This window comes from Shouchella phoenicis, assembly GCF_047238345.1.
In the GTDB taxonomy this organism is placed as follows: Bacteria; Bacillota; Bacilli; order Bacillales; family Bacillaceae_D; genus Shouchella.
In genome coordinates this window covers 1,496,680-1,514,434 of record NZ_JBDFMQ010000001.1, presented here as the reverse complement: position 1 = coordinate 1,514,434, position 17,755 = coordinate 1,496,680, and the positions used below count along the sequence as shown (strand labels likewise).

Annotated in this window: 23 protein-coding genes and 1 riboswitch; of the genes, 7 read left to right on the top strand and 16 right to left on the bottom strand. The window is 40.4% G+C overall.

Annotated elements, in window-relative coordinates; genetic code table 11:
* Positions 1-35 precede the first annotated feature (35 nt).
* Complete coding sequence (locus tag ABC361_RS08290) at positions 36-1,772, bottom strand: BCCT family transporter (RefSeq protein WP_413073541.1); 1,737 nt, start codon at positions 1,770-1,772, stop codon at positions 36-38.
* A 218-nt stretch (positions 1,773-1,990) separates the two neighbouring features.
* Between ABC361_RS08290 and msrA the strand changes: the two genes are divergently transcribed.
* The 3 genes from msrA to fumC all read left to right on the top strand — a co-directional run bounded on the left by msrA (position 1,991) and on the right by fumC (position 4,530).
* Positions 1,991-2,527 (top strand): peptide-methionine (S)-S-oxide reductase MsrA, encoded by a 537-nt coding sequence (gene msrA, locus ABC361_RS08285; protein WP_413073540.1) that lies wholly within the window; start codon positions 1,991-1,993, stop codon positions 2,525-2,527.
* Complete coding sequence (gene msrB, locus ABC361_RS08280; RefSeq protein WP_413073539.1) at positions 2,524-2,958, top strand: peptide-methionine (R)-S-oxide reductase MsrB; 435 nt, start codon at positions 2,524-2,526, stop codon at positions 2,956-2,958. Before msrA ends, msrB begins: the two co-directional genes overlap by 4 nt.
* A gap of 183 nt (positions 2,959-3,141) precedes the next feature.
* Entirely contained in the window at positions 3,142-4,530 is a 1,389-nt protein-coding gene (fumC, locus tag ABC361_RS08275; RefSeq protein WP_413073538.1) for a class II fumarate hydratase, read from the top strand.
* A gap of 50 nt (positions 4,531-4,580) precedes the next feature.
* Here the strand turns inward: fumC and ABC361_RS08270 are convergent, their stop codons facing one another.
* Positions 4,581-4,799 (bottom strand): helix-turn-helix domain-containing protein, encoded by a 219-nt coding sequence (locus ABC361_RS08270; RefSeq protein WP_099300469.1) that lies wholly within the window; start codon positions 4,797-4,799, stop codon positions 4,581-4,583.
* Positions 4,800-4,825: 26 nt separating this feature from the next.
* Entirely contained in the window at positions 4,826-5,014 is a 189-nt protein-coding gene (locus ABC361_RS08265; protein WP_413073537.1) for a hypothetical protein, read from the bottom strand.
* A gap of 366 nt (positions 5,015-5,380) precedes the next feature.
* Between ABC361_RS08265 and ABC361_RS08260 the strand changes: the two genes are divergently transcribed.
* Genes ABC361_RS08260 through ABC361_RS08250 form a run of 3 tightly spaced genes read left to right on the top strand, consistent with a single transcriptional unit; the run spans position 5,381 to position 7,081 of the window.
* Positions 5,381-6,109, top strand: a complete 729-nt coding sequence (locus ABC361_RS08260) for an alpha/beta hydrolase (RefSeq protein WP_413073536.1) — start codon at positions 5,381-5,383, stop codon at positions 6,107-6,109.
* A 16-nt stretch (positions 6,110-6,125) separates the two neighbouring features.
* On the top strand, positions 6,126-6,647 hold the full coding sequence (locus tag ABC361_RS08255; RefSeq protein WP_413075739.1) for a YjcG family protein: 522 nt from the start codon (positions 6,126-6,128) through the stop codon (positions 6,645-6,647).
* Positions 6,644-7,081 (top strand): GNAT family N-acetyltransferase, encoded by a 438-nt coding sequence (locus ABC361_RS08250; RefSeq protein ID WP_413073535.1) that lies wholly within the window; start codon positions 6,644-6,646, stop codon positions 7,079-7,081. Before ABC361_RS08255 ends, ABC361_RS08250 begins: the two co-directional genes overlap by 4 nt.
* A gap of 107 nt (positions 7,082-7,188) precedes the next feature.
* Here the strand turns inward: ABC361_RS08250 and ABC361_RS08245 are convergent, their stop codons facing one another.
* From ABC361_RS08245 to ABC361_RS08190, 12 genes are all read right to left on the bottom strand, one after another.
* Positions 7,189-7,503: an MTH1187 family thiamine-binding protein gene (locus ABC361_RS08245; RefSeq protein WP_413073534.1), complete on the bottom strand. Its 315-nt coding sequence runs from the start codon at positions 7,501-7,503 to the stop codon at positions 7,189-7,191.
* Positions 7,491-8,228 (bottom strand): DUF1385 domain-containing protein, encoded by a 738-nt coding sequence (locus ABC361_RS08240; protein WP_488199662.1) that lies wholly within the window; start codon positions 8,226-8,228, stop codon positions 7,491-7,493. Before ABC361_RS08240 ends, ABC361_RS08245 begins: the two co-directional genes overlap by 13 nt.
* A gap of 4 nt (positions 8,229-8,232) precedes the next feature.
* Complete coding sequence (locus ABC361_RS08235) at positions 8,233-8,799, bottom strand: hypothetical protein (protein WP_413073532.1); 567 nt, start codon at positions 8,797-8,799, stop codon at positions 8,233-8,235.
* 11 nt (positions 8,800-8,810) lie between these two features.
* The gene (gene thiD / locus ABC361_RS08230; RefSeq protein ID WP_413073531.1) at positions 8,811-9,608 is read right to left on the bottom strand and encodes a bifunctional hydroxymethylpyrimidine kinase/phosphomethylpyrimidine kinase; all 798 of its coding nucleotides are present in this window, start codon (positions 9,606-9,608) and stop codon (positions 8,811-8,813) included.
* 9 nt (positions 9,609-9,617) lie between these two features.
* On the bottom strand, positions 9,618-10,724 hold the full coding sequence (thiO, locus tag ABC361_RS08225; RefSeq protein WP_413073530.1) for a glycine oxidase ThiO: 1,107 nt from the start codon (positions 10,722-10,724) through the stop codon (positions 9,618-9,620).
* 12 nt (positions 10,725-10,736) lie between these two features.
* Positions 10,737-11,513: a thiazole synthase gene (locus ABC361_RS08220; RefSeq protein WP_413073529.1), complete on the bottom strand. Its 777-nt coding sequence runs from the start codon at positions 11,511-11,513 to the stop codon at positions 10,737-10,739.
* 3 nt (positions 11,514-11,516) lie between these two features.
* Complete coding sequence (gene thiS, locus ABC361_RS08215) at positions 11,517-11,714, bottom strand: sulfur carrier protein ThiS (RefSeq protein ID WP_413073528.1); 198 nt, start codon at positions 11,712-11,714, stop codon at positions 11,517-11,519.
* The gene (gene thiE / locus ABC361_RS08210) at positions 11,711-12,340 is read right to left on the bottom strand and encodes a thiamine phosphate synthase (protein WP_413073527.1); all 630 of its coding nucleotides are present in this window, start codon (positions 12,338-12,340) and stop codon (positions 11,711-11,713) included. Before thiE ends, thiS begins: the two co-directional genes overlap by 4 nt.
* A 68-nt stretch (positions 12,341-12,408) precedes the next feature.
* Positions 12,409-12,519, bottom strand: a riboswitch (TPP riboswitch).
* 34 nt (positions 12,520-12,553) lie between these two features.
* The gene (aspA, locus tag ABC361_RS08205) at positions 12,554-13,969 is read right to left on the bottom strand and encodes an aspartate ammonia-lyase (protein WP_413073526.1); all 1,416 of its coding nucleotides are present in this window, start codon (positions 13,967-13,969) and stop codon (positions 12,554-12,556) included.
* Between the two features lie 36 nt (positions 13,970-14,005).
* Positions 14,006-14,965, bottom strand: a complete 960-nt coding sequence (locus tag ABC361_RS08200; protein WP_413073525.1) for an ROK family glucokinase — start codon at positions 14,963-14,965, stop codon at positions 14,006-14,008.
* A 2-nt stretch (positions 14,966-14,967) separates the two neighbouring features.
* Entirely contained in the window at positions 14,968-15,168 is a 201-nt protein-coding gene (locus tag ABC361_RS08195; protein ID WP_413073524.1) for a YqgQ family protein, read from the bottom strand.
* A 19-nt stretch (positions 15,169-15,187) separates the two neighbouring features.
* Positions 15,188-15,697 (bottom strand): hypothetical protein, encoded by a 510-nt coding sequence (locus ABC361_RS08190; protein ID WP_413073523.1) that lies wholly within the window; start codon positions 15,695-15,697, stop codon positions 15,188-15,190.
* A 111-nt stretch (positions 15,698-15,808) separates the two neighbouring features.
* Between ABC361_RS08190 and ABC361_RS08185 the strand changes: the two genes are divergently transcribed.
* The gene (locus tag ABC361_RS08185; RefSeq protein ID WP_413073522.1) at positions 15,809-16,204 is read left to right on the top strand and encodes a YueI family protein; all 396 of its coding nucleotides are present in this window, start codon (positions 15,809-15,811) and stop codon (positions 16,202-16,204) included.
* Between the two features lie 13 nt (positions 16,205-16,217).
* On the opposite strand, the gene ABC361_RS08180 is transcribed toward ABC361_RS08185, so the two are convergent.
* Positions 16,218-17,678, bottom strand: a complete 1,461-nt coding sequence (locus ABC361_RS08180) for a spore germination protein (RefSeq protein WP_413073521.1) — start codon at positions 17,676-17,678, stop codon at positions 16,218-16,220.
* Positions 17,679-17,755: the final 77 nt, after the last annotated feature.

Here is a 17,755-nt window from a genome sequence, read left to right as displayed (position 1 = left end):
TAAGAAAAGGGTCGACATGCCGCCGCCCTTTTTCGCTATAAATCTTTTCGGTTTTCTTTTTTTAGCTGTTTTTTGACATCTTCTTTTAAATCTTCTTTTAATTCCTTGTACACGTCTTCACGAAGTTCTTCTTTTAATTCTTGATAAGCCTGATCTTTGAAATCATCTTTTATTTCTTCTGAAACCTCATCTTTCCACTCTTCGTAAAAATCTTCTCGGATCTCATCTTTTAACGAAGCTGAGCGGGTTGCCAATACTTGTCTTCTGTAGTATCGATAATCCCTTGTAAGTAAGATCGTTAAACAGACGACCATCCCAATTAAAATGAAAGCAATTGGTAAACCACCTGTTATAGCAGCTGTTTGCAAAGCACTTAGTCCATCATCGCCCCCACTTAATAAGAGTACCGCCGCCACGGCCCCAATTAAAATTCCCCATAATAGCTTAAGTTTTGTCGGTGGATTTTGCATGCCATTTGATGTCATTGAGCCAAGAATAAAGGTTGCAGAATCAGCTGACGTAATAAAAAAGATAAAAATTAACAGTAACGCAACAATACTTGTTAGCAAACTTAACGGGAGCTGTTCGAGCAAGACAAACATGGCCAGTTCTTCATTCGTTTGTGAAACGCTCGTAATTGTTGAAATTCCTTGGCTGACTTCATAATAAAGCGACGAGCCACCAAACGAAGAAAACCATATTAACGCTAATGCTGCGGGTACAAACAACACGCCTGCAATAAATTCGCGAATGGATCGCCCTTTTGAAATACGCGCAACAAATAATCCAATAAATGGTGCCCAAGACATATGCCAGCCCCAAAAGAAAATCGTGTTCCCTGCAATCCAGTTTGATCCTGCATAAGGTTCAAGAGTTAACGACATTTGCACAACGTTTCCAACATAAGAACCAAGGGTTGTAACCATACTTTCAAAAATGAAAATCGTTGGACCAAATGAAATAACGAAGATAAGCAAAATTCCCGCAAATGCAATATTAATATTCGTCAATCGCTTAATCCCTTTATCAATTCCAGATAACGCTGAAAAGATAAAACAAATGGTAACAATAATAATGAGAGTGATTTGTGTCCAAACTGTATTTGGTATAGGAGTTATGTAAGACAGCCCACCGGATATTTGTAAAGCACTCAATCCAAATGTAGTGGCAACACCGGCACAGGTTGCCAGAATTGCAAAAATATCAATTGATTTCCCAATCACTCCATCCGTTTTATTGCGTAATAACGGATAAAAAGCAGAGCTGATGAGAGCAGGTTTATTTTTACGATACATGACATAAGACATAATTAAGCCGACAATTAAAGAAGCAATCCAGCAATGCAGCCCCCAATGATAGACCGCATACCGGAGTCCTACAGCAGCAGCAGCTTCTGGATTTTGAACCGCTTCATTCGGTGGCGGATCTAAGTAATTCAACACTGGTTCAGCTACACCAAAAAAGACAAAACCAACGCCAATACCAGCAGAAAAAAGCATCCCAATCCACGTAATAAACTTGTATTGTGGCTCATCATCATCTTTCCCTAAGCGCATTCGTCCAAACGGACTCACCATTACAATAAGTGCAAATACAATAAAAACGCTTAACACAAGCATGTAGAACCAACCAAAATACTCCGTAACCCATTGAAGGGCATCATCTGCCACTGCGCCAAGAGATATCGGTGAAATGACTCCCCATAAAACAAACGCAATCATAATCGCGGCGCTAATCATAAGTACACGATTTCCTATTTTTTTAGTTTTCATTCATTCTCAATACTGACAATATAAGCCAGCTCTCCTCTCCTTTATGATCTGTTTACATGTATACCAGCAGCCGTCGCAACATAGAACGGTTAGCTAAGTAATACCGGTATAGATTCCCTTTTTTAAAAACATTGAAACGTTTTCATATAAGCAGATATAACATTAGCAGTGAAGTGGTATGTTATACTAGAACCATACAATGAATTGGGGTGAGAATGATGAATCAGGTAGAAAAAGCAACATTTGCTGGCGGCTGTTTTTGGTGCATGGTCAAGCCGTTTGATCAATTTGACGGCGTTGAATCGGTCATTTCTGGCTATACAGGCGGTCATACCGAAAACCCCACATACAAAGAAGTATGTAGTGAAACCACCGGTCATTTTGAGGCGGTACAAATCACGTTTGATCCTACACTCATGTCATACGAAACCATTTTATCTTTGTTCTGGCAACAAATTGATCCGACCGACCCTGGTGGACAATTTCATGATCGAGGCGATTCTTATCGAACGGCGATCTTTTATCATAACGAGGAACAAAAAGCATTAGCTGAAAAAGCCAAAGCAGATCTTCAATCTAGCGGAAAATTCACAAAGCCGATTGCTACACTCATTCTTCCTGCAAAACCTTTTTATCGTGCAGAAGAATACCATCAAGATTATTATCAAAAAAACGCCTTCCATTATCAACTTTACCGTAAAGGATCTGGAAGACAAGATTTTATTGAAACACATTGGAAAGGAGATCAATCATGACAAAAAAATCACCTGAAGAGTTAAAGAAAACCTTAACACCAATGCAATACCATGTTACCCAAGAAAATGGGACAGAGCCACCTTTTAAAAACGACTATTACGATCATGAAGAAGATGGCATTTATGTGGACATTGTCTCTGGTAAACCCTTGTTCTCTTCAAATGATAAGTACGATGCTGGCTGCGGTTGGCCGAGCTTTACTAAACCAATTGAAGATCAAGAAATCCTCGAAAAAGAAGATCGAAGCCATTTTATGGTTCGAACAGAAGTACGAAGCAAAGAAGCGAACGCCCATCTAGGACATGTGTTTCCAGATGGACCTGGTCCAAATGGTCTTCGCTACTGTATTAATTCAGCAGCGCTACGCTTCGTTCCAAAAGAACAACTAGATGACGAAGGATACAGTGTCTATAAAAAATTATTCTCATAAACCCTTAGTCGTCAGCGTAAATCATACGTTGGCGACTTTTTTATGGATGGTTTCAATTAGACGGCTGTTCGGTTTGTTCATTCGACAAATTCAATTCTTTTTTTGTATTTTCGTTAAGTTTCATGTTGTTTTTTGGTATGATAGATATGCGTCATGAAATTAGGGATAAAGGGATGATTAAAAATGAAAACGCGTACAGAAAGAGATACAATCGGAGAAATTCAAGTTCCTGCTGATAAGTACTGGGGAGCACAAACGCAGCGTAGTTTAGAGAACTTTAAGATTGGTACTGAGAAGATTCCATTTGAAGTCGTCCGAGCTTTTGCAGAATTAAAGAAAGCTGCTGCGATCGTTAATGGTAAATTGAAAGGTCTAGACGCTAAGAAAGTCGAAGCGATTACATACGCAGCAGATCAAATTATTGCTGGTGGCTTAGAGGACCACTTCCCCCTTGTTGTGTGGCAGACCGGCAGCGGCACTCAATCAAATATGAATATGAATGAAGTAATTGCTTATTTAGCAAATGAATACTTAACTGAAAAAGGGGAGACAAGCGTAACCGTTCATCCAAATGATGATGTGAACCACTCTCAAAGTTCCAATGATACATTTCCTACAGCCATGCATGTGGCAACCGTTATCTTTGCAGAAAATGAACTAATTCCTGCTGTAAAACAATTTAAAGAAACGTTGGCTGCAAAAGAACAAGAGTTTGCAGACGTTGTTAAAATCGGACGTACACATTTACAAGATGCTACTCCGTTAACGTTTGGACAAGAAATTAGCGGCTGGAAGCATATGCTTGCTACGTGTTCAACAATGATTGAACAGTCTCTTGACCACGTACGTTCATTAACGATTGGCGGCACAGCGGTTGGAACTGGGTTAAATGCGCCGATCGGTTTTAGCGAAGAAGTATCCGCTCAACTAAGCCAACAAATTGGGTTAACATTTAAAGCATCTGAAAATCATTTTCATGGTTTAACAAGTCATGACGAACTAGTCTATTTCCACGGCGCTTTAAAAGCCCTTGCAGCAGACGCTTTTAAAATTGCCAACGACATTCGTTTATTGGCTAGTGGTCCACGTTGTGGCATTGGCGAAGTCATTATTCCAGCAAACGAACCAGGTAGCTCGATCATGCCAGGAAAAGTTAACCCTACTCAAAGCGAGGCGTTAACAATGGTTGCCGCACAAGTACTTGGAAATGATGCAGCGGTAGGGTTTGCTTCAAGTCAAGGTCATTTCCAGCTAAACGTGTTTAAACCAGTTATTATTTATAATGTTTTACAATCAATGCGCCTACTATCAGACGGTTTGAATAATTTCCACGATAAGTGTCTTATCGGTTTGGAAGCAGATAAAGGTAAAATGGATCAACTGCTAAACGAATCACTTATGCTCGTCACAGCATTAAATCCGCATATCGGCTATGAAAACGCAGCGAAAATTGCGAAAAAAGCTCATGCTGAAAATACAACATTAAAGGCCGCTGCAATTAGTAGTGGGTTATTAACAGAAGAACAATTTAATGAATATGTTGTACCCGCAAATATGATCTCACCTAAATAAGGCTCAATCTTGACTCCCTCTAACATGATTAGGGGGAGTTTTTTGCTTGATTAGTAATCCCATATCGTTTTATAACGAGTTGCTTCAAATAGATCATCTAATGAAACATTGAAAAATTGAGCAATTTTATTTGAAATCATCGCATTAACTTGTCGTTTTCCTGATTCAATTTGTGATAAATAGCCTGCAGATATGCCTACTTGCTTTGAAACTTCCTCTAGGCTAAAGCCTTTTTGAATTCGCAGCATTCTTAGTCGACTCTCACTCATTCTTCCTTTCGCCTTCCTTTCGCTGTTTAAATCACTTCATCATAGGTGTAACGGACAATATACTTATTTGTTTTCAATCGCTTCACTTCCACGAGAGGACCAATTTCATAGCCATTTTGCCAGTTATCTTCTAGTTTTGCTTGAATGCATTTAGCTTGGAATTTTGAGCGAAATACTTCCCGATAGTAAATCCAATGAGGTTTTCTAGATCTCATAATATACTCCTCCATTAGCCGTCTACTCATTTTATTTAGGTGAGTCAATGTTACAGGTTAGTAAAGATAGCTTTATAAATCATAACCGTCAGATCATTCGCAACATTCGTCTTAATAATTGGCGGCGACCCCTGTGGGAATAGCACTGATGCGTTTTTAAAACATGACTGTGGACTTGTCCGAAGAAAACGTACGCCATACTAAATACGTGTTTGTTTTTTTGAATTCTGACATTCATTCAGGTAACTTTAGTTTATCCTTAATCATTCATTTTATCATAAAATCAGCAAAAAAATGGGTACTCCCTGCTATTCATCGAAATATGGTAAACTAATGAGAGAAAAGAAGGTAGAAAGGAAGTTATCAATGGCTAACATCGAAGGCAGTTTAGCAGAAATGACAATTGAAAGTGAATATTTAAAAGATAGCATTTCATTATCGATTTACTTACCAGCTAACTACACACCCTTAAAATCATATCGTTTAATGATTTGTCAAGACGGACAAGACTTTTTTCGACTTGGACGTATCCACCGACACGTTGATACGCTTATTAACGATATGGAAATTGAAGAAGTAATCGTTGTTGGCGTCCCTTATCCAAGTGTATCAATGAGAAGAACTTGGTATCACCCAGATAACGAGACTCATATTGCTTATACTCGATTTCTCGCCTGTGAGTTACTACCTAGAATTGAAGAGAGCTATAGTGTTGAACCGTTGGCCGCGGCTCGGATTCTTGCAGGAGATTCATTGGCAGCAACAATTTCATTGCTAACTGCACTAGAATATCCTACACTATTTAAAAACCTAGTATTGTTTTCACCTTACGTCAATAAAACTGTGCAGGAAAAAGTTAGCCAATTTAACAAAACAGAAGCATTATCGATTTACCACATCATTGGAACGAAAGAAAATGTTGTGAAAATGACAGACGGAGACACGGCTGATTTTCTAAAACCAAACCGCGAGTTAAGTGAACAATTACGTGCAAAACCTTTTCATTACACGTACAGTGAATTTGAAGGTGATCACACATGGACGCACTGGCAAAAATATTTATCACCTAGTATGAAAACGTTACTGCCATTATAAAGGAGGCTTTCCTATGTTGAATTATGGAATTGTTCTATTCCCATCTAAACCTTTTCAAGACGTCGCCAATGGCTACAGAAGACGTTACGATGCTCATTATGCAAATATTCCACCTCATATCACGGTAAAAGAGCGTTTTTCTTTAACGGATGAAGCGTTACCGACTGCTATTTCAGCTTTAAGAGAAATTGCTAATCAATGCCCTCCTATTAAAATTGATGTCTATAAAGTTGATACATTTTTTCCACAATCCACAACGATCTATTACAAATTAAAAGAAAATGCTCATTTAACTTGGCTTAATGAGAGACTTTACGAAGAACCATTTTCAACGGATCGTGCGCACTCTGTGTTCATTCCACACATTACGATTGCACAAAAACTTCAACAAGCTGAACACGATGACATCGTCGGGCAGTTAAAAATGAGTGAGGTTTCTCATCAAGAAACCATTGATCGAATTCAACTCCTTTATCAGCTTGATAATGAATCGTGGACGGTCTACGAAACATTTATTCTTCAAGGTAAACAAGCATGATTGATACTATTACGGTTCAAGTTGCAACAAAACAAAGCGACATCGACCAGTGTTTCTCCATACGAGAGCATGTTTTCATTGACGAACAAGGCGTATCAAAAGACTTGGAGCGTGATTTTCACGACAACTCTGCTATTCATCTTTTACTTAAGTCCAACCATGAGCCGATTGGTGCTGCTCGAATGCGCATTCTTGATCAAAAAGGAAAAATTGAACGAGTCTGCGTGCTCACACCTTTTCGAAACAAAGGCTTTGGTGAACAATTCATGCGTAAAGTAGAAGAAATCGGCTCTGAAAAAGGCATCTGTGAACTCGTTTTAAATGCCCAAGAACCAGCTCTCGATTTTTATTTACGCTTAGGTTATCAAAAAGAGTCTGAGCGCTTTTATGAGGCAGGAATCCCTCACTTTGCGATGAAAAAGAGGCTTAGATAAATTGTTACGCCCTTACTTAACAATCTTTACTTTCGTGAAAAGCGAACAAAAAAAGACGGTTCATCCAAATGGCTGAACCGTCTTTTTTTGTTCTTTTTCAACACTCGTTATTTTTTCATTTTCGCTTGAACAGCATCAATCTTACTTTGGAAGCTTGCTTTTTGGTCACGACGATCATCAATTCGTATATTCGTTGCGACTCGCTCAATTCCGTTCTCAAAAGGAACTTCATGGATACGTTTGACAACATCTAGTAATGTTGAAACTTCGCCTTCAATTAATGTACTCATCGGTGTTAATTGAGATTGAATGTCGTATGTTTGTGCTAACTCTTCTAAAAGTTCTTGGATGTTGGCCACATAACGACTCACACTTGGACCATTCGTTCCAATTGGGATAATTGTTACATCTACGATTGCCATTCTTCTTCCCTCTTTTCAATTCTCTGTAGATACAAAGCTGGTGAAAATTCAACCTTTGCAAGGTGAACATACGATTCTATGGCGCTTTCAAGATGCTCTTTTTTCGGTGTCTTCGTCGTTACATTTTCTTGGAGCCAGTAAGAAACCGGCAATACGACTCTGTCGATTGTTTTGCTTATGACATGGTTGCGATTGTAAACATAGAAGAGCACGACTAGTAAAGAGAGGTACGATGCACTAGCTAGGCTTAACGTAAACGACAGAACAAACATTGCTAAAGCGGTTAAAACGATGGTACTAAAAAAATAGAGAACAACCAAACCTGTTGAACAACCTCGATTACGAACAGAAGCTCTTGCTACTTGTTTCCGAGTCTTGTGATTCACTCTCCCTACCGTACTAAAGACCTTATGCTCTGCGGCATGATAGCGTTTCAGTTCGGTTGGAAAGAAAAAATGTGTTCCAAATAGCAAATAAAAGAAACTGTAGAACGGCAAACCAGCCCACTCAATTGGTAAAAGTTTTGGCCCAATTATTAAGAGAACCATCCCCACGCAAATCGCTTGAAACCATAAAGGCGCCGTCTTCCAAACCAATTGACCTGCCTTCAAAAATGTTTTAGCACTTCGAGGTTTTGCCCAAGCATGCAGCGTACCTTTTTTGTCATGGTATGCACAAGCTATGGTTTGATTTGCCATAAAAAATATCCCTTTTTGAAATGACATTCCGCTAATTCTCAACGATTTCATTCCATTCATATGTTCGTACCCAATGCAAAACATTGGTCGCATCGCCAAACTGAGGTTGAGCGAACGTGGCATCTTCCAACGTAAGTTCTTCATGATTTGTCCATGTGTGTAAAAGAGAAATTTCAATGTCTTCAACGTTCACGTTTTCTGGTAACACTTGTATAATCGTTCCTCTAGTGCCAACACCTTGATGGTCTTGCATCTCAGTTGGAAATGGAAAAACAATACCGTTTTCAACCACGGTTCCCTGAAACGTTTGCTCTGGCTCAACCGGCAATGTCACCATGCCTGGTTCAATCGAACCAAAGTCTCCATCAAACGATAGTCCAATATAGTCGGTTCCAAAGATCCCTTCTGTCGGCATCTGCGGCCATTCCCACTCAATGCGTACAGTCTCCTCGTCCATTAAAGATGCCGTTAAATCGATCTCTTGTCGAAGTTCTTCATTGCTTACTGTTTCATCTTGATCCAAATAAATAAAGCCTCCAACCGCAATAAATACCATTAAAATAGCTGGTAATACGAATACAACCCAGTGCCTTCTCACCTTCATACCCCTTATCTATGCTGATTATATGCGGCGTGATTCGTCGGTCCTTTGCCTGAGCCAATTTTCAACCCGTGACGAATTGCCTCTGTTATAAATGCTTTGCCAAGTTTCACTGCTTCTAACGCCGTCTTCCCTTTTGCTAATTCAGCAGCGATAGCCGAAGCAAATGTACAGCCCGTTCCATGGGTGTCATTTGAATTAATTCGTTCATGGCTAAGGAGTTCAAATATCGCTCCATCATAATAAACGTCAATCGCATCGCCTTCAAAATGTCCACCTTTTAACACGACGACTGAAGGACCAAGCTGATGTAATTGTACCGCGATTTCCTTTAAATCTGCAATTGTTTTAGGTGTTTCGCCATTTATTATCAATAAAGCTTCGGGAATGTTTGGGGTAAAAATTGTCGTACGAGGTAGAAGTGTTTGTGTGAGTTGCTGCATACCGGAATCATTTAAAAGACCAGAACCACTTGTTGATGCCATAACGGGATCCACTACTACCTGCTTCACTTTATACTTATCAATGACTTCACACACCACACGAATATGCTCACCACTTACAAGCATGCCTGTTTTTATGACATCTGTACCAATGTCGGCAAGGACAGCATGGAGCTGTTGCGCTAAAAAACTTGGCGGAACCGGATAAACGTCTTCCACTCCTAATGTGTTTTGAGCTGTTAAAGCGGTGATTGCCGTTGTTGTATAAACACCTAGCTCTTGTCCTGTTTTAATATCCGCTTGAATGCCAGCTCCCCCGCCTGAGTCTGAGCCAGCAATCGATAACACTTTAGCCGTTTGCATAATTCCCTCCTACGAAAAACGTTCTGGATGAAAAGCTTCTAGCGGAAACGAAACGTCTCGTCCTAATAAATCTTCCGTTACAACCTTTGCCGTAATCGCGCTTAACAAGATGCCATTTCGATAGTGCCCGCATGCGAAATAAACCTTTGGATGCTCGGTTAATCGACCAATATAAGGAAAACCATCTTGTGTAGCTGGTCGTAAGCCGGCCCACTCATGAATAGACGTTTCATCTTGAAGGGCAGGCAGTATTTTTTTATTCCAGCGCTTTAAGCGATCTATTCCTTTTGCTGTAACCGATGTTTCAAATCCTGCAATATCTTCTGAAGCTCCATTGACAATTGTACCATTTGCTTTTGGAACGAGATAGCCCTGACTCGTATAGACAATATGATTAAGTAACTGCTCATTCGGACGATACGCACATATTTGACCCCGTATTGGGTAGATTGGCAGGTTAAGTCCTAATGTCTCTGCTTGCTTCTGTGCCCAAGCCCCTGTTGTAACAACGACTTGGTCTGCTTCAAACACTTGATCACTCGCTCTTACTTGCACATCATTAGGGGATGAGGACAGGATCTCTACTTCTCCTAAATGTTCACGAACGTCAACGGACGAACGGTTACACGCCTCAAGTAACGCTTTTACAAAATCAGGTGCATAAATGTGTGCTTCATTTGGGTAGTATATTGCTCCTTTTATTTCTTCTGATAAGTGTGGCTCAAGCGCAAGCACTTCTTCTTGGTTCAAAATTTGCACGTCTTTATTATAGACTTTCTGCCAAGACGATCTCGTGTAAAGAGGAAGTAAATCAGCTTCATGATAGACACAATGAAGGCTGCCTGATTTTGAATATTCAAAATCGACACCCGACGTTTTTCTTACATACGCTTGCCATTCCGGATATAAAGTTAAACTCGCCAAACTAAAATCAAAAAAAACATCTTGATCTTCTCCAATCTCAGAAAAAGGAGCGAGCATTCCTGCTGCCGCTCCTGACGCTTGGCCACCACACGAATCTTTTTCTAAAATCGTTACATGTACGTCTTCACTGGCTAGTCGTAATGCAATGGATAATCCAATGATACCGCCACCAATGACGATTATTTTTTCCATCGTGAGCCTCTCCTATTTCATATACTGTGTTGTTGGGCTACTTGCACTCGCATATGGTTTTTTCGGAATTCTCCCTGCTTCATACGACAGTTCTCCTGCTTCAATCGCCAAACGCATCGCTTTTGCCATTTTAACAGGGTCTTTTGCTTTGGCTACAGGAGTATTCATTAAGATTCCATCCACACCCAGTTCCATTGCCTTTGCAACATCGCTCGGCGTACCTAATCCTGCATCAATAATAATGGGGACAGTTGCTTCCTCTACAATTAAACCAAGATTGTATTCATTTAAGATTCCAAGCCCTGTACCAATCGGCGCAGCTCCTGGCATGACAGCATGTGCCCCTGCCTCCTCTAAACGTTTACACAAAATGGGATCGTCAGACGTATAGGGTAAAACGGTAAATCCTTCTGATACAAGGATTTCGGTCGCTTTTAACGTCTCAATCGGATCAGGCAGCAACGTTTTTTCAGAAGCACTTATTTCAATCTTAATCCAATCACTTAAGCCAGACGCTTTTGCTAAACGGGCAATGCGAATGGCTTCTTCCGCTGTGGAAGCACCCGATGTATTCGGCAAATACTGAAAAGCTTCCCCGTTTAGATGTTGTAAAATCGCATCTTCGGCTGGCGCTTCCAAGTTCACTCGCCGCAAGGCAAATGTTAATACTTCAGCACCAGATGCTTTAATCGCTTCATTTTGAACAAAAGGATTTGGGTAGCGACCAGTCCCTAAAAAGAAGCGTGACTGTAATGTTTTTCCGTTTATGCATAAAGGCTTTTTATTCATACCTCAACCACCTCCAACAAAGTGAACAAGTTCAATTGACTTATTTTCAGATAAGGGTGTATCGCTCCATTTTTCACGTGAAATGATGTCACCAGCCATTTCGACGACGAGGAGATGTCCATTTAATTCTAGTTCCGCAATCAATTGTTCAATGGTTTCACTTTTTACAGTTCGCCGCTCACCATTTATTAAAAGGTTCATGCTTTCGCCTCGTTTATCGCCTTCGTCATTGTCTCTGCCGCTGCTTGCACATCTTTAGCAGCGACCACTTCCGTGATGACACATACCGCGTCTGCTCCTGCTTCAATGACTTCACGGACATTATGAGTTTTGATGCCACCGATCGCAACAAATGGAATCGAGACATGCGCTTTAATTTCTTTTATATACGAGGTGGTAACTGGGTCAACCACGTCTTCTTTACTGTTTGTTGGAAATATAGGGCCGACACCGATATAGTCTGCCCCACCTTTTTCCGCTTCAAGGGCTTCGTCTAATTTATGCGTTGATACACCAATGATTTTATCTTTACCGACAAGTTTACGGACTTCAGCCAATGGCATGTCATCTTGTCCTACGTGAACCCCGTCTGCATCAACTGCCATGGCAATATCAATGTAGTCATTCACAATAAACGGCACGTTATACGCTTTACAGAGATCATTTAAACGCTTTGCTTTTTCAAAAACTTCTTTCCGACTGCTTGTTTTATCTCTTAGCTGAATAAAGTCTGCTCCACCTTTAATCGCTTCTTCCATTACATGGAGAAGCTCTCTGCCTTCATGAAACGCTTCTCCTGTTATGACATAAAGTTGAAAATTTTTCATCTTTGTTTACACTCCTTCACGCAAAAAAACCGTAACCAAAGGGGTTACGGTTTACACGCTCAATGATATGATACGTATGCCGACTTCCCTCCGCTGGTATAAACCAGATCAGGTTAAAGAGTAAAAGAAATCCGTTCTTTTTCTCAGCCCAACTTCATCGGGCACCCCTAGTCTTTGCTATTTTCTTTTAGTATGACATATGTGGTTCTATTTTTAAAGTGGTAAGAAACGCGATCCTGCTATACCCGGTTTGGTCATTTCTTTTGGATCAAGAATTTCGTTTAACTCTTCTTCGGACAAAATGCCACGCTCCAAACAAATTTCCCGCACAGGTCGCTCCGTTTCTAACGCTTCTTTGGCAATGCGAGTGGCCACTTCATAACCGACATGAGGGTTAATTGCCGTGACAATACCTACACTATTTTCAACAAGCTCTCGACAGCGCTCGATATTAGCAGTAATACCAGCAATCGCATATTCACGGAATACGCGCATACCATTTTCAAGAACGGTTAAAGATTGTAGTAGATTAAACACAAGCACAGGTTCCATCACATTTAACTCAAGCTGTCCTGCTTCAGACGCTAAGCTAATGGTATGATCATTTCCAATTACTTGGAAAGAGAGCTGATTAATCACTTCGCACATGACTGGATTTACTTTTCCTGGCATAATGGAAGATCCAGGCTGTCGTGCAGGTAAGTTGATTTCATTTAGGCCAGTACGCGGTCCCGAACTCATTAAACGTAAGTCATTGGCTATTTTGGATAAATTAATGGCTAATATTTTTAGGGAACTAGATAGTTCTGTATAAGCGTCCGTATTTTGCGTAGCATCTACAAGGTCTTCAGCTGTTTTAAAAGGAAGATTTGTAACCGTCGCAAGATGTGTTGCTACTTTTTCAATATACTCCGGTTTCGCGTTTAAGCCTGTCCCGACAGCTGTGGCACCCATATTTACTTCATGTAAATGATTGGCAGAGCGGCTAATTCGTTTTAAATCACGGACTAACACTTTTCGATAAGAACCAAATTCTTGTCCAAGTCGAATCGGCACTGCATCTTGTAAGTGCGTACGCCCCATCTTAAGCACATCGTCAAACTCTTCCGCTTTTCCTTCCATTTCCGCAATCAGTTTTCGTAACTCATCGGTTAACCCCTGCGTCATATGAAGGGCAGCGATATGAATGGCTGTAGGAAAGGCATCATTAGTTGATTGGGCCATGTTCACATGGGTGTTTGGGCTCACTTTTAAATAGTCGCCTTTTTCTCCACCTAAAATTTCAATGGCACGATTGGCAATGACTTCATTCGCGTTCATATTAAAAGATGTGCCTGCACCACCTTGTATAGAATCTACAATGAAATGTTCATCTAATTCGCCGTTAATCACATCATCACTTGCTTTTACAATTGCATCGGCAATATGGGGACGCAAAACACCCACGTCTCGATTTGCCATGGCTGCAGCTTTTTTCACATAGCCAAATGCTCGAATCAGTTCTGGATGAGGCGGGTAGCCTGTGATTGGAAAATTATCTTTTGCTCGCAACGATTGAATGCCGTAATATGCATCCTTTGGTACTTGTTTTTCCCCTAGTAAATCTCGTTCTGTACGGTAATCCATCATTTGATGTAGACCTCAACTTTCAATACGTAATCGCTTTTATTTCTGTTTATTCTCTACTGCCTGAATCGCTAACCAAACGGCACCATAAATGCCTGCATCGTTCCCTAAATGCGCAAGCTTAATTTCTGCTTGCTCCGCAACTCGAGGCAATGCATATTGTTTAAAAACATGTCGAAGTGGTGTTAAAAGATCTTCTCCTGCCTTTGAGACGCCCCCACCAATGACAATTTTAGCTGGATTTAAGGTATTGGCTAGGTTTGCAATTGCATAGCCTAAATGATCAATGGCTTCTGTTATCACTTCTTTTGCAACCGTATCTCCTTTTTTAGCCGCTTCAAAGATGTCTTTTGTTGTTAAACTTTCAGAAAGAATTGAGTCTACGGTAGAATCGCGTCCCTCTTTTAGCTTTTCGTTCATTAATCGAACCATTCCCGTTGCTGACGATACCGTTTCCAAGCAACCGTGTTTGCCACAATTGCACAATGAACCGCCTTCTTTTACAGAAGTAATATGGCCAATTTCACCACCCATACCACCGACACCATGAAGAATTTGGCCTCTCGTAATGATACCACCACCAACACCTGTTCCTAGAGTAACAAACAATTCCTCATTTGTGCCATCACCAGCACCTTTCCATTTTTCACCTAGAGCGGCCAAGTTGGCATCGTTATCAATTCTAACTACAACACCAAGCGCTTTTTCTAATTCATCTTTTAACGGGTAGTCTCTCCATCCAATATTAACGGCATGATAAATGAACCCGGTTTCCATTTCAATAAAACCTGGAGCACCGACTCCCGCTCCCATTAACGTATCGCTTTCATTCTTATTCGTTTTTATACTTTCAGCAATATCGTTTACAATATTCGCTCCGTTATGACGGACATCAGTAGGAATTTCCCACTTCGCTAAAATCTCACCTTGCTCTGTAATAAACGCAAGCTTGACGGAGGTTCCGCCTATATCAATTCCTGTATAAACTTCATTCCCCACTATTATCCCCCATTTCGATGTTTCGTCTCCTCTTGACGTAAAAGTAGCATCGCCGCTTGATACGTATCACTTGTAATCATACCAAAGTGATACAAATCTTTAATTTCTTTACGCATTAACTGCAAATCCAGCTCTCGATCCCTTGTATAAATAAACGAACCATATTGCTTTAATAGTTGTCTAATGTCGACCATCGTTTCCATGTGTACACCTCACCCATTATTATAACAGCTTTATCACCGTAACTAAAAGAAATGAGGCAAGCGGAATAAATGCAGCAACATACGCATTTTTAATCCATAACAACATAGAATTATACAGCAAAATGCCTACAAAAACCGCAACCGTAAAGAAAAAAGTCATACTGATGGTGAAAAAAGTTCCGTAACCAAGACTTCCCCATTGTAAACCCATGAAAAAAAACAATAGTGCTAATATCCAGGCAATTGGTTTATAAAAAAGTTGATACCCAAATGCTGGATGATACGAGCGTAGCATTGCGATGATAAACACAAATGAACAAATGACAATTAGCGTATTAAAAAGGTGAAAGCCAAACCAGGACAAGCTTACAAGTGCAACAAACATTCCGATGTACGTAAAAAGCAAAAAATAAAAACTGAGCACACAGAGCACAATAATTGGAGGAATCCCGCGCATAAATGTGGATAACCCTCCTAGTGTTAAACCAGTCGCGATAACAAAGAACACAATAACAAACCACGCCAACATATTATCAACCCCTATGTCGAATTTCCCTTTATACAGTCTATGTTTTCATTTGAGATTTAAGGACAGGTTTGCGATGATAGAGGAGATTGATTTAGATAAGAGGTGAAAGAAATGGCAAGAGATGTAAACGAAGTATTAGAACACGCCATTAGAGGCGGATTGGAAACAAAGCCTGCGGAAAGACGAATTTTTTTAACGACAATCGCAGAAAGACTTCATCTAGCGTTAACGATAAATCAAGTTCGTTCAACCATCATTTATAAAGAAGTCGAACAAAACATGAAAGCAAAGCCGAACATTCAAATGTTCATTAACGGACAGTTAACGTACTCTGATTACAATGAATACGTAAAACTTGCTACCGTCCACAACATCCCATATACGGTCGTAACAGGCACTACGGAAACCCCGTTTGGACTTGTGATTGCAAATAAAGACATGCCTGTTGAAACGTCTCAACCGTATATTGAAGATGATATTCACAAACAAGATATCGAAGGATATTAAAAAGGTAGACCTGCTACCTATCCGGATCTTGCGGATGGTTGATAGCAGGTCTACGATTTTTTAACGGCATTGGAATACGTAAAAATACATCTCTTAACGCTTTCACATTAAACGGAATGAATGGCCACATATAAGGGACATGAAGCCCACGTAAACGAACCAAAAAGATGAGCCACAGTGTTGCGCTTATTATAAAGCCAGCTAAACCAAAAATGGCCGTTGCAATTAAAAAGAGGATGCGCATAAATCGATTCGCTAATGACAATTCATAGCTTGGTGTCGCAAATGTACCGACGGCAGCGATGGCTAAGTATAAAATCACTTCAGGCGAGAACATTCCTACTTCAATCGCAATATCACCGATTAATAAAGCCGCTACGAGCCCAAGGGCTTCTGCTACAGCATTTGGCGTATGAATGGACGCCATCCTCAACATCTCAATCCCTGCTTCCGCAATTAGAAACTGAACAAATAGCGGTATACTTCCATCCTCTTGCGTTCCGATAAAGGAGTATGCTTCAGGCAATAACTCTTGATTAGTCGCTAGCATATACCAAATCGGCAATAAAAAAAGCGATACAAAGACAGCAGAAAACCGGACGATTCGCAACAACGCCCCAATAATCGGCTTTTGTCGATATTCTTCAGCGTGCTGAAGCAAATTCCAAAACGTAATCGGCGTAATCATGGCGCTCGGTGAACCATCTACAAGAAGAATCACATGCCCTTCATAAAGATGGGTGGCACAAACGTCTGGACGTTCACTATAGCGAACTAAAGGATATGGATTCCCGCCTTCTTTAAAAACAAATTCTTCAATTGTTTTGTCTGCCATTGGTAAACCGTCTGTATCAATCGCCTTCATACTTTCACGAATTTGTTCGACATATTCAGGATCAGCAATATCTGCAATATATAGGAGCGCCGTATCTGTTTTTGAACGCCGCCCTATTTGTAAATACTCAACCCGAAACGTTCGATCTCTTATTCTACGACGAATTAACGCAGCGCTCATCACAAGTGTTTCAACGAGACCATCCCGTGAACCTCGGACAACTTTTTCCGTATCTGGTTCTTCAGGACCTCGGACTGGGTACTCCCTCGTATCAATGATAATGCAATATTCAAGACCTTCTACAAGAAGGACGGATGGACCAGAAAGAACTTGATCAATTGCGACATCTAAATCTTCTTCCTGCTCCACTTCCGCATATGGAATACGACTTTTAATAAGCGCATCATACGCTTCATCCAATTCTTCAGCACGTGTATGTGATAATTCTCGTTGAATTTGTGTCAGCGCCACATCTTTTCCAAACCCGTCTACTAAAAACAACGCCATTTTGCGGTCAGCGTGTACCATCTCTAAACAAATTAAATCAAAATTTTGATCAACTGCAAGTTCCTCTTTTAAATATGCAAGCTTGTCTTCATAGGATGATTGGCTTGTTATTTGATTCTCGTCCTTGCTCATCTCAAACCCCCTATTCTATTGTCATAGGGTGCTCGCTAACGCTTAAATCTATGTAATGTCTTTTGTAAAGATCACCA